The organism is Pseudomonas versuta, assembly GCF_001294575.1.
GTDB lineage: Bacteria > Pseudomonadota > Gammaproteobacteria > Pseudomonadales > Pseudomonadaceae > Aquipseudomonas > Aquipseudomonas versuta.
This window is the reverse complement of the sequence record NZ_CP012676.1, coordinates 2,569,312-2,581,477: the sequence shown is the minus strand read 5'-3', so window position 1 is coordinate 2,581,477 and position 12,166 is coordinate 2,569,312. Positions and strand designations below refer to the sequence as shown.

General features: G+C 60.6%; 7 protein-coding genes and 2 pseudogenes. 4 read left to right on the top strand and 5 right to left on the bottom strand.

The window, feature by feature from the left end; translation table 11 throughout:
- Positions 1 to 6 precede the first annotated feature (6 nt).
- The 4 genes from AOC04_RS11255 (at position 7) to AOC04_RS11245 (ending at position 3,999) form a co-directional block, all read left to right on the top strand.
- On the top strand, positions 7 to 2,586 hold the full coding sequence (locus AOC04_RS11255) for a glycoside hydrolase family 3 protein (RefSeq protein WP_060693384.1): 2,580 nt from the start codon (positions 7 to 9) through the stop codon (positions 2,584 to 2,586).
- The gene (locus tag AOC04_RS24180; RefSeq protein ID WP_237178864.1) at positions 2,511 to 2,747 is read left to right on the top strand and encodes a fibronectin type III-like domain-contianing protein; all 237 of its coding nucleotides are present in this window, start codon (positions 2,511 to 2,513) and stop codon (positions 2,745 to 2,747) included. The genes AOC04_RS11255 and AOC04_RS24180 overlap by 76 nt, the downstream gene beginning before the upstream one ends.
- 99 nt (positions 2,748 to 2,846) lie before the next feature.
- Positions 2,847 to 3,149, top strand: a complete 303-nt coding sequence (locus AOC04_RS24175; protein ID WP_237178863.1) for a hypothetical protein — start codon at positions 2,847 to 2,849, stop codon at positions 3,147 to 3,149.
- Between the two features lie 40 nt (positions 3,150 to 3,189).
- A complete protein-coding gene (locus tag AOC04_RS11245; protein WP_237178862.1) occupies positions 3,190 to 3,999 on the top strand; it encodes a porin family protein in 810 nt (269 codons plus the stop codon).
- An 82-nt stretch (positions 4,000 to 4,081) separates the two neighbouring features.
- On the opposite strand, the gene AOC04_RS11240 is transcribed toward AOC04_RS11245, so the two are convergent.
- The 5 genes and pseudogenes from AOC04_RS11240 to AOC04_RS24380 form a co-directional block, all read right to left on the bottom strand.
- Positions 4,082 to 6,751, bottom strand: coding sequence for an autotransporter family protein (locus AOC04_RS11240; RefSeq protein ID WP_060693379.1), 2,670 nt, complete (start codon positions 6,749 to 6,751; stop codon positions 4,082 to 4,084).
- A gap of 189 nt (positions 6,752 to 6,940) precedes the next feature.
- Positions 6,941 to 8,651 (bottom strand): annotated as a pseudogene (locus tag AOC04_RS11235) (FAD-dependent oxidoreductase).
- A 5-nt stretch (positions 8,652 to 8,656) separates the two neighbouring features.
- Positions 8,657 to 10,015 (bottom strand): MFS transporter, encoded by a 1,359-nt coding sequence (locus AOC04_RS11230; RefSeq protein ID WP_060693377.1) that lies wholly within the window; start codon positions 10,013 to 10,015, stop codon positions 8,657 to 8,659.
- A gap of 75 nt (positions 10,016 to 10,090) precedes the next feature.
- On the bottom strand, positions 10,091 to 10,411 hold the full coding sequence (locus tag AOC04_RS11225) for an NIPSNAP family protein (RefSeq protein ID WP_060693375.1): 321 nt from the start codon (positions 10,409 to 10,411) through the stop codon (positions 10,091 to 10,093).
- Positions 10,380 to 12,160 (bottom strand): annotated as a pseudogene (locus AOC04_RS24380) (FAD-dependent oxidoreductase). Before AOC04_RS24380 ends, AOC04_RS11225 begins: the two are co-directional and overlap by 32 nt.
- Between the last annotated feature and the right edge of the window lie 6 nt (positions 12,161 to 12,166).

Here is a 12,166-nt window from a genome sequence, read left to right as displayed (position 1 = left end):
CTATTGATGACGACCTTTTGTGCGCGGTACGGGCGCTATCGCCCGGGTTTTTTCCGGCTGTCGATACTGGCAGCTGCAGTGTTGTGCTCGACCCTGGCGGCCCGGAGCATGGCCGCAGATGTACAAGTGCGCCCCGAGGCCGATCAGGTCCGGGTAGACGCACTGTTGAAAAAAATGACCCTGGAGGACAAGTTCAACCTGGTGCGTGGCATGACCGAGGACGACAGCACCAATCAGGGGCAGGCCGGGTACCTGCCGGGCGTCCCTCGCCTGGGAGTGCCGCCCTTGCGGCTGGCAGACGGCCCGCCGGGTGTCCTGACCCGTAAGGAATCGATCATTCCAACCTCGACCATGGGCCTGGCTGCCACCTTCAGCAAGCAGGATGCCTATGACAATGGGGTGGTCATCGGTAAGGAAGCCAGTCGTCTGGGGATAGACGTAGCCCTGGAGCCTTTTATCAACATGTTTCGCGACTCGGGTTTTCGTCGCGGCTGGAACACTTATGGTGAAGACCCGCTGCTGACCGGCAGCATGGGCGCACAAGTGATCAAAGGCATTCAGGGCCAGGGGGTCATGGCCCAGGCCAAGCACCTGGTCGGCTACGACATGACCGGCTTCGATGTCAGCATTCCCGAGCAAGCACTGCACGAGGTGTATCTGGCGCCATTTCAGGACGCTATCGACGCCGGAGTGGCCTCGATCATGTGTTCATACAACAAGCTCAATGGCGAGTTCGCCTGCGGCAACGAGCATTTGCTCGAACAGGTGCTGCGCAACCAGATGGGCTTCAAAGGCTTTGTCACTTCCGATTGGGGAGGCGTGCACAGTGCCAGCTACATCAAAAAAGGCATGGACATGGAGATGCCCGGGCGCATCGACGAGAAACACCCGTTCTGGGACATCATGCGTTCCTACTATGACAACACCGCGATACAGCAACCCGCGCTGCATACGTCCATGGGCAGCATGAAAAAAGTATTCGCCCGGCCGATGCCGGAAGAATGGATGGTGGGCCAGCGGCCGAACGTAATGATGGGGCAGTTTCCCAATGACGAGAAACCGCAGAACCTGTTCCTAGCCTTGCGCGATAAAACCGTAAAAGAACAGGACATCGAGCGGGCCGCCAGCCGCGTGCTGGGGCAGATCGAGCGTTTCGGTCTGTTGGACAAGGGCAGCCATCAACCGCAATCCACCCCTATGGAGGACGGTCTGTCCGCGATTGTGCGCAGGACCAGCGAGCATTCGGCGGTCTTGCTGAAGAACCGGGACAATGTGTTGCCGCTTACCGGGGACGACCTCAAAGGGCTGGCGATGATCGGCCCGGGCGCGGTGCAGCCGGTAGCGCTGGGCGTTTCTGCCGAGCACTCGATCGGTATGCCGCAGTTGCAGGTCGGCCCGGCCGACGCGCTGCACGCACTCGAACCGCAAGCAAAAATAAACGTGGCCGTAGCCAACGACATGACCGGTATTGCCATCCCTGCAGATCGAGTGTCCTTCGATGGAAAGCCTGGCTGGGCCAGAGAGCAAGAGGGGCAAAACCATCGTGATGGCCAGCTGGCGTTTACGGCTGCAACCGGTAATGCCTTGGCGGCTAACACCTTGCCGAGCTGGAAAACCCGTTTGAACATCGAGCAGGAGGGCGATTACAACCTCAACCTGCAGATGCTCGGCGCCGGTGCCGTGCTGAAAGTAGACGGGAAAATCATCGGTGAAAGCAGTTCACTGAAAAACGCCCTGCACGGTGACGTCGTCCATCCGGGACAGGATGCCTTGATGCCGACCACCGATGGTCTCAACAATGTGCGGCGCATGGTCAAGCTCAGCCGCGGCGAGCATCTGCTCGAAGTCAGCACCTACAACGATACCTCCGGCGCACCGGTTCAGGTGCGGCTGGCCTGGGTCACCCCGCAAATGCGGGAAGTCAACCGGGCCCAGGCGCTGGCAGCGGCTCGTGGCGCGAAGAAGGTGATCTTTTTCGCCTGGGCGCGCACCGACCCGCAGTTCGGCTTGCCGGGTGATCAGGACAAGTTGATCGAGGAAATCGCCGCCATCAATCCCAATCTGGTGGTGGTGCTCAATACCAGCACACCGGTGGCCATGCCATGGCTGGGCAAGGTCAAAGGCCTGGTGCAAATGTGGTGGACCGGTGACGAGGGTGGCCCGGCTACGGCCAATATCCTGACGGGCCGCAGCAACCCGGCGGGTCGCCTGCCATTCACCTGGGCTCACAGTCTTCAGGACTATCCAGCCACCGATCCGCGTTACCCAGAGCGCGGCCAGCAACTTGATGGCGTGGTCAGTTACACCGAAGGCGTCAATCTGGGTTACCGCTGGTTTGAGTCGCAGCACAAGGCGCCGCTGTTTGCATTCGGCTACGGGCTGTCCTACAGCCATTTCGATTACAGCGCTTTGAAAACCGGACGTTTGCCTAATGGTGATCTGAAGGTCGATTTCAAATTGACCAACAGTGGCCCGGTGGCCGGTGATGAAGTGCCGCAGCTTTACCTGAAGTGCGCCGCAAAAGCAGATCCAGGGGGCCGAGTTCGCGCCGCAGACCCCTGGTCGGTTTTGACCGGATCAGCCTGAAGGCAGGGGAAACCAGAGACGTGTCAATCATCGTGCCGCTGCGCAAGCTGCAGTATTGGGCAACGCAGTCAAAATCGTGGCAGCTGCCTCAGGGCGAGCGCACGCTGAGACTGGCCAGTGCCTCGGACAACGTGAGGCTTAGCCAGACCGTCCCGTTCTGATAGTTACACCCAATAAAAATAAAAATATCCGGGCTTTATCTTCTTACTTCTCTTGAACGTCTGCGCCAGTGCCTGGTGGCGCAGCGGGAGCTCTAATCCATGGTCTTTTCTGTTCGCAGTATTGGACAAGGCTTTTGTGTGCATTATGGTTTTATCCTGGGATGTGTTCTGGCGTTTTACGGTATTCAGCCAGCGACCGCCATTGACCTGATCAGCACCGACAGCGATCGCCTGGAGCTTCACGCGCAGGGCATCTTTGCCTCCAATGACAAGGTTTACATTCAAGGTCGTCACACCGGCAGCATTGGCCACCGTATCAACATGATCTACACCCACCAGCTCAATCCTCAGTGGGCTGTAGGCATGCGCCAGGAATGGGCCGTACGACCCGTTCTACTATGACGGCAGCGCTGCCCAGACCAAGCGCTTTCAGTATGTATTTGTGCGTAACGTGCGCTGGGGGCAACTGAGTCTGGGACAACAGAAGTCCCTTACGTTCGACATGGTCGGCTCGATAACGGACTGGTACCTGGGCTACGGGACCAAAGGCCAGGGCACGTTCAACGGTTATGGCGGTAACCAGTTGTTGGGGTTTTCCAGACCCAATAGAACGCTTTACTACAGGGTCAGGGTCAATGATTTCGAGTACGGGCTGATGTATGGCTCGGGGACGGGCCCGGTACATAACTCAGTCAACCCCGGCAGTGTGGGTTCGGGCACTTTTGTCGACAGTTCGCGCAATGCTCTGTACCAGTTCGGCACGATCTGGCGGCCGTCGCAGCATTGGTCACTGCGCCTGGCGTATGGCTATACCGAAATGAGTGAACGTTCGCTGGACGATCAGGGCCAACTCAACACACGGCACCCGAATGTCGAAGGCTGGTTGTCAGGGCTGACCTACACCAATGGGCCCTGGTATCACGCGCTGGTCTATGGCGAGTATCGCAACCTAAATGCTTCGACCGCCAGTGCCAGCGGCTATCGCCAGGCGAGGGCGGTGGAGTCCTACAGCAGCTATTCGTTTCCGGAAATCGGCGAACTGGGATTCTTCAAGGTCTATGGCGGTATCAACCTGTTTTCGGACAAGAACAGTTCGGGGCGCAGCGGCTATTCGGTTGCCGGTGTTGCCTTGATCACCTTGCATGACCATCTGGCCATTGGCCTGGAGAGGAAGTTCGATATGGCAAAGGACAAGCAGGGTGCCAGCAACGGCGAAGATGAATATGAACTGGTGGCCAAATACTATTTTTAGCTCATGCATTCGCGGTGGGTCTCAAGGTATTTCACTGGAGCAAGACCTCTTGATGCACCTGCATCAAGAGGTTGTTGACCCTCTACCAGCTCAGACGAACCCCCGCGTTAGCACTGACACCCTCCAGGGTATTGGTGTCCAGGTTGGTGTTGTAATCCGCCGCAAGATACACACTCACCGTCGAAGACAATCGCGCCACCACCCCGACCCCCAGGTCGGCGGAGGAGGATTTGTGGTCGCTCTTGATCCGGTCAACGTCATCGTAGGTAACCGTGTCGCTGCCGCCGAAGGTGTGCCAGGCGTTGGCGCGCAGGTAGGGTTCAACGGGTGTGTTTTGCACCAGATAGCGGCCCTTGAGACGTGCGCCCAGGCGGCCGGTCCAGTAGTCCTGGGAGTCATATGAAACTTTGGAAATGCCATCGTTCTGGCTGTCCATGTCGATCTGCTGGTTGATCACCTGAACCTGCGGTTCCACCACCCAGTGTTCGGAGATGGCTATTGGGTAGCCGGCTTCGGCGGACAACGCCAGGGCATTGCCCCTGTTGTTCATCTTCACTCCGCGGTCGGATTTGTTGTCACCGTCCAGGCGGGTGCCCATGGCTACCAGATCCACGTACCAGCCATCTTTAGGGTCGGTCAGGGTCCAGTAGGCACCGTAGTTGTCGCCATCGAGACTGACCTGGCCCGAGCGGCGGCCCTGGAAGCCTTCGGCAAAGCCTTTGACGTCACCCTGCAAGCGGCTCTGGCCGACGAACAGGCCCAGGCGCTGAATCTGCCCGCCATTGGTTTGCCAGGCGTAAAGGTCGTGACCGACCTGATAGCCCTTGATCGAGCCGTCGAAACTCGGCGATACCGTGCCGCTCCAGCTCTTGTTGAAGTCACTGCCGTACACCCGGCCCCAGCCGGCCGCAACCGCACCGGTTTCGCCCAGCAGGCTCTGTTCGCCCTGGCGGTCATGGAAGGTGCCCAGGGCTTGCAGGGTCAGCAATTGCGCAGCCGGCACCACGACCGAATACACCGGTACTTCGAGGCGATACAACGGGATCGGATCGGCCCCGGCGACTGCCGTTGGCAGCGGCGGGGTGGTGGCGGCCGGTGCCGGTGAAATTTCTGCGGGCACCTGGGTCGGCAGTGGCGCAGGGGGCGTAACCGGGGCCACGGGCTGCGGCGTCGGCGGTTCGACCACAGGCTCGTCAGGCGTGGACGGCGGTGGCACGGTGGGGGTCGGCGGGATCGGTACCACCACCGGTGGCACGGGCGGTACAGGCGCTACCACCGGCGGCTCTACGGCCACCACGGAGGAGCGCAGGTACCAGTTGTTTTCCGATCCGGCGGTGACGCCGCCCTTGAACAGGTAGTACTGATAGGCCCCCGCAGACAGCGAGCCTTTGAGGGCAAAGGCGTCGGTGCTGCTGGTGGCACCGTTGAGGGCCTGCACCACTTCGATCCCGTTGCTTTGGGTGAGGCCGCCAAGGCCACCGAGGTTGCTCACGGCCAATTGGGTATTGCCGCTGATGGTGCCGTCAGACACCACCAGTTTGTCGGTGGCCGAGGTGTCATCCCCGAGCACCGTTTGCAGCCACAGTTGCCCATTGTTGCCGACATAGTTGCCATGCACCGTCAGCGTGTCGGTGGCGCTGTTGCTGCCCGTGGTCATGTCGATGATCCCGGCGTTGTTCAGGGTGGCCAGCTGGCCGGCGGTGTAGGGGCGGATGCTGCCCTGGGTGACGGCAAGCACGCTGCTGTTGTCGATGGAAAACGTCCCGCTGTTGCTGGCGCTGTCACCGAGGAAAAAATCCCCGTCCAGGTCGAAGTGCGAGTTGTCGTTGAGATTGACTGTTTCCCAGCCGATGTAACGGCCGGGGTTACCGGCGGTGGAGTGGTCGAAGGTCAGTTGATCATTGCCCAGCCCGCCGTCAAAGGAGGGCGTGGAGTTGAGCAGGGTTTGGTTCAGGCCGCTGAGCAGTGCGGTGTCGTTACCGTCGCCCATCAGCACGGCAGATTTGATCTGGCCGCCATTGATCCAGTTAAAGGTGTCGTTACCGGTGCTGGCGCGGATTTCCCCGTTGATCACGCCGCCGCTGACGGTGATGCTGTCGTCGCCGCCGCTGGTGCTGATATTGCCGCCGATGGTACCGCCGGAAACAATGATGGTATCGCGATCAAAGCCGGTCACCAGGTTGCCGAGGATCGCCCCGCCGGACATGTCATAGATGTTCTTGTCCAGTTTCATGTCGACCCGGCCGATGGTGCCAGCGGTCTGCTTCGCGACATCGCCGTCCTCAAACGCACCGACTATGGTGCCGCCGGTCATCAGAAAGGTGTCCCGGCCGTCACCCTGGGCCAGGGACTGTATCTGCCCGCCGCTCATCACAAAGTCATCGATGCCGTTGCCTTGGGAAACGGCTCCGGTGACCGTACCGGCACTGATGCTGAAACGATCGGCGCCATCGCCCTGGGTCAGGGTACCCACAATGCGCCCGGAATTCATATCGACCACGTCGGCGCCGGGGCCGGTCAGGACGTTGCCGTTGATGGTGCCGGTGCCGCCGGCGGGCAGGGTCAGGGTGACATTGCCCACCAGGTCGGTGAGGCCGGTGGGGCTGCTGCCGCTGTCGCAGACATAGTTGTCAACGCCGGGTCCGGGAGTGAGTACGCAACCAGCCTGAGCCTGTTGCAAAGCAAGACTCAGCAAGGAAAGAACCCCTATGCCGAGAACACGTGGCTTTGGCAAGATTCGTTCCGTGCGCATAAGGCTTCTCGTTTTTTTTTGTTAAGAGATGTTTAATCTCTAGTTCAGAGTGCTTGGAGTGGCAATTTATCGGCTCTACCAATTCGCTATAACTACGGTAACTGGCGAGTCTTAGTGCCGGGTTTAAAGCGACACTTTCAGCGCCGTTCACCACTCTATTGCCTTGTGCTTGAACCCTTGGCGGCTTGCTTAACCCTCTTCTGACTGATTGGCGAGTGTTTTTCCTGCGATATAGCCAAACGTCATGCCGGGCCCGAGGGTGATACCTCCGCTGGGGTAATACCCCTTCATGATGCTGTTCATGTCATTGCCCACGGCGAATAAACCCGGCATGGGCCGCCCATGTTTATCCAGCACCCGGGCACAAGCATCGGTGTTCAGCCCGGCGAAAGTTCCGAGGCTGCCGGGCACCAGCTTCACCGCGTAGAAAGGCCCTTGGCGCAAGCTGCCGAGCGATGGATTGGGAGTATGCCGCGACTCTCCCTGAGCCCGGTTGTACAGCGACTCTCCCCGCTGAAAAAACGGATCGCAGCCTTTCTCTGCGTACTCATTGAATGTGCTGACAGTGGCTTGCAGCTGTGTCTCATCAATCGCGCATTGCTGCGCCAGACCTGCCAGGGTTGCGTCCTTGAACAGATAGCCCTGGCGAACATACGGCGCCGTGGGGAACGGAAAGGGTTTGGACCAGCCCAGCCCATAACGTCGCTGCGCGCGGTGATCGCAAATAAGCCACGAGGTTGTCGTTTGTTCAGCTCCGGTGCCCTTGAACACGGCGCACATATAGTCGTGGTAGGAATCGGCCTCGTTAACGAAGCGCCGGCCATCCTGACGCACGGCAATGAACCCGGGTTTTGCGCGCTCCATCAAATGGGGAAAACCACTGAATCCGCCATCGGCGCGCGGTACCCGAGACACCGGGGCCCACGCGGCGGCATGGGGCATGTCCTGTGCAATGCCCGCGCCGACACTTTCGCCCAGGCGCAGGCCATCGCCGGTATTGCCTTTGGGGGCCGCGCTTAAATGCTCGGTGCCATCAGGCGCATGGGGAAAGAGGCGGGCGATCCGCTGTTGATCATGGGGGAATCCGCCGCAGGCCAGTACCACGCCACGTCGTGCACGGATTTCAAGCAATTTTCCGGACCGCTCCACCCGTGCTCCGACTACCCGTTCACCCTCGCGAAGCAGCCCGCGCACCGGCGTCTCGGTCAGCAGCCGGACCTTGCGATCCACCGCGCTCTTGAGCAGTCGCGCCACCAGTGCATTGCCATTTACCAAGTGCATGCCCCGCCCATGGCGGATCAGGTCGCGGGCATGGCGCAGCAAGCGCCTGGCGGTATACAGGGCTGAGGCCGGGGAACGCCGGGCATTGAGCAGATGATTGAGATCGGCACCGCCTGCAATGCCCATTCCTGCCAGGCTGATGATATCCAGCGGGCGCCGCAGTTTTTTTAATCCAGGGGCCCAGTCGCCGACCATCGAACGGTTGTGCGCAGACCGAGCGACCGCCTTTGGAGAACCCTTCGCTGGCATGAAAATCAGGCATTTGGCTGCCGGAGAAAAAACTGCACGTCGGTATGGCGCTGGAAGAATTCGACCATTTGCGGGCCCTGTTCAAGGAACATCTCCATGCGAGAGTCGAGCACCTCGCAATGCAGCTCATTGCGCAAATAGGTCCTGGACTGGCTCAAGCTCTTCAACTATCCCGTCTGCCACGGCCAGCGGGTTGCGAGGAATCCACAACCAGCCGCCCGACCACGCGCTGGTCCCCCCAAATACCGGTTCTTTTTCCACGACGAATAACGTCGAGTCCGAGTTCGGCGGCGGTGACCGCAGCTGCCAGGCCCGAAGCGCCGGAACCTACGACCAGGACATCACAGAACATTGGCTGGTTATTTTGCATAAGGGTTACCGCAACAAGGAGTGAGGTTGGGCCAGACCGGACGGTGGCATGACATTGCCCTTGAGGAACACCGCGATGCCTGCGATCAGGGCCGGGACTGCCAGGGCGGTAAAGACGGTTGCGAATGTCCAGCCTGCCCCGAGCATGTGGGCTCCGGCGAACCCGCTGGCGATTGAACCCAGCCCGCCGATGCCGCGCATCCAGCTGACCCCGGTTGCGCGCGCCTGGGTGGGATAGAAATTGGCCGCCAGTGCATACATGCAGGCGTTTGCGCCGTTCATACAGAACCCGGCTGCCGCCGCCAGCAGGGCGAACAGGGCGAAGCCGTGGCTGGCGGTGCCGATCAGGTAAATCGCCAGGCCGCCCAGCAGGTAAACCACAGCGAGTGTGCGGTGCGGGTTACTGCGATCAATCAACCAGCCCAGTAACAGCGAACCGACAGTCCCGCCAAACTGGAACAGAGCCGTGATCAGCGCAGCGTCGCTGACGCTCATGCCATTGTCCTTGATCAGCGTCGGTAACCAGCTGCCCAGCAGGTAGACCAGGAACAACCCCATGAAATAGGTCAGCCACAGCAGTAAGGTGCCGGTAAAAAAGCCCCTGGAGAGAATCTGCCCGATCGGGCTGGAGACAGTAGCAGGGGCCTCGTCAACGCTCAGGCATGCTTGGCCGTTAGCCAGATCCGGTGCCAGTTGTTGGATGATCCGGGCACTGCGAGCGTGGTGCCGGGCAGGTCGTCGGGCGACCAGCCAGCGCAAGGATTCAGGCATGGCGCTGATTAACAGGGGTAATGCCAGTAAGGGCAGCAGGCCGCCCACCAGCAAGATGCTTTTCCAGCCGAAAACGGGAATCATGTAAGCCGAAGTAAACCCGCCCGCTGCGGCGCCAAAAGTGAAGCCGCTGAGCACGACGGTAATCAGCATCGATCGGCGCTGCAGCGGTGTGTACTCACTGACCATGGTCCCGGCATTGGGCATGGCCGCCCCCAGGCCAAGGCCCGCCAGCAGCCGCAGGGCCACCATCCAGTCCAGGTCGGGGGCGAAAGCCGAGGCCAGGGTCAGTGCGCCGAAGAATGCTACGGCGCAAATCAGCACCGGCTTGCGTCCCACACGGTCCGCCAGGGGCCCGGCAATCAGGGCACCGATGGCCACGCCGATCAGCCCCGCACTCATGACCGGGCCCAGGCTCAGCTTGCTGACGGCCCAGTCGCGGGCCAATTCAGGGGCAATGAAACCCATGATTGCGGCATCGAAACCATCCAGGGCGATGACCAGAAAACACAGCAGCACTATTCGCCACTGCATGGGAGTCATGGGGCGGGTGTTGATCAAATGGTCGACATTGACCGACGGCAGGGCGCTCATGGCGGCCTCCATTATTGTTCTTATTAGCGAGGGTTCAGCCGCTCGCAGGTGCCAGCGGCTCAAGGGTGTGATCAATCAGTTCAAGGGTGAAAAGTCGGTCGGGCGCAGCAGTCGGGACTCCAGGGTTACCACGGCGTCCAGTTCTTTGTTCTGGCTGGCGAAGGCCTGCCAGCGGGGGTCGGCCGCCATTGCGCTACGGCGGGCAATACGATCGTCGAGGCTGGCATAGCCCCAGATATGCACCACTTGATTGGCCTCGCCAAATTCGGTGGTGAAGAAGCCGACCAGATTGCCCAGATACTCTTGCTGCACGGCCAGCGCAGCGCTTTTATACAGGGCCAGCCAGTCACCGAGTTTGGTGGGTTTAATGGTGTAAGTGCGCAGTTCGTAATACATGGTTTTCTCCAGAGCGGGACAGGTGTGAAAGGGGCTCTTGCAACTGGCGGGCGATATCGCTCGCCGCGAGATAGCCGAAAGTGAGGCCGGGGCCCAGCGTGATGCCGGGGCCGGGGTAGGTGCCGTCCATGATCGAATTCATTTCATTGCCCGCGGCATACAGGCCCGGGACCGGCACACCCAGTCGGTTCAGTACGTTGGCCCGGGCATTGGTGATCAGCCCGCGGGCAGAACCGAGGTCACCGGTAAACAACTGGATGGCGTAAAAGGGCGTTTGCGCAGCGGCCTGATGCATGGATTGGGGGTGTGCAGGGGGTCGCCCATATAGCGGTTGTAGGCCGTGCTGCCTTTGCCGAACTGGTGGTCCATGCCCTGTTCGGCGTCGGCGTTGAACTGCGTCAGGGTCTGCTGCAGGTTGTTAGCATCAAACCCCGGCCAGACGCGCCAGTTCCGCCAGGCTGTCGGCACGCAACAGGTAGCCGGCATCGATCAGCGCGCTGTTGTCCACCGGACGTGGCCGCGCCAGGCCCAGGCCATAAGTGTTGAGCGCGTCGGCATCGCAAATCAGCCAGCAAGGCGCATTGGCGCCATCGTTGGCGAACATGCTTTCGACGAAGCGGTGATAGGAGTCGGACTCATTGACGAAACGCCGGCCCGCGCCATTGACTGCGATCACGCCGGGTTTGGCACGGTCGGTCACAAGATGCGGGAAGCGCTCCACACTGCCATCAGCCTTATGCAACACCGAGACCGGGGCCCAGAAGAAGTTGGCCTTCAGGTGTTCGCCCATTGCCGCCTGGACCGAAGCTGCCAGCTGGTGCCCATCGCCGGTATTGGTGGCAGGCGACATGCTCCAGTGTGGCGCACCGGTAACCGGTCGCAGTTCGGCTGCCCCGGGGCTTGCGGCGCACCCGCCGGTGGCCAGCACGACGCCGCCCTGAGCGAGTACCGAACGGGTCTGCCCGCGCCAGCTGATCCGGGCACCTGTAACCCTTGAGTTCTCGACTATCAAAGATTCTGTAGAGGCTTGCAGCCACAGGTCGACACCATTGGCCAGGGCCGTGGTGGCCAGGCGGGCGATCAATGCATTTCCGACCGTGAGGCGGGTACCACGCGGATGACTGATGCGGTCGATGGCATAACGCCCCATCAGTTTGAGGCAGTGCCAGAGCGATTTCGCCGAGCGTTTGCAACTGAGGAAGTGCTGTATATCAACGCGATTGACCATCATGCCGCCGAACAACAGCATGCCGTCCGGTGGGCGTTGCAGGTCTTTGAAATGCTCGCCCAGCCGGCGCCCGTCGTACTCGTCGATTTCCAGTGCACGGCCAGTCTGCGTACCGCCGGGCAGGTCAGGGTAATAGTCCGGGGACAGGGGGCGCAGGCTGTATTTCAGTTCGCTGTGGGTTTGCAGATAGCGCAGGGCTTCACGGCCCTGTTCGATAAAAGCCTCGACCAGTTCGGGTTTATAGCCCTTGCCGATCACCTGTTTGAGGTAATTGCGCATCTGTTCTGCTGCGGCAGATGGTGGCCGGCTGCCCGGGCCTGATCGGTATCGTGCAGCCACACCGCGCCGCCGGAAATTGCCGATGTACCACCAAAGGCCGCGGCCTTTTCCACCAGCAACACTTTGAGGCCCCGGCTACTGGCCGTCACTGCGGCGGCGAGCCCTGCAGCGCCGCTGCCCAGGACAATCACGTCATAACTCAGGGCAGGAATTTGCGTCGGCTGGGGAGTCGTTTTAGTCATGGTTCA

Bases quoted from the DNA above. Each gene is read 5' to 3' on its own strand.
- AOC04_RS11255 (WP_060693384.1), top strand. From the start codon at position 7: ATGACGACCTTTTGTGCGCGGTACGGGCGCTATCGCCCGGGTTTTTTC.
- AOC04_RS24175 (WP_237178863.1), top strand. From the start codon at position 2,847: ATGGTCTTTTCTGTTCGCAGTATTGGACAAGGCTTTTGTGTGCATTAT.
- AOC04_RS11240 (WP_060693379.1), bottom strand. From the start codon at position 6,751: ATGCGCACGGAACGAATCTTGCCAAAGCCACGTGTTCTCGGCATAGGG.
- AOC04_RS11230 (WP_060693377.1), bottom strand. From the start codon at position 10,015: ATGAGCGCCCTGCCGTCGGTCAATGTCGACCATTTGATCAACACCCGC.
- AOC04_RS11225 (WP_060693375.1), bottom strand. From the start codon at position 10,411: ATGTATTACGAACTGCGCACTTACACCATTAAACCCACCAAACTCGGT.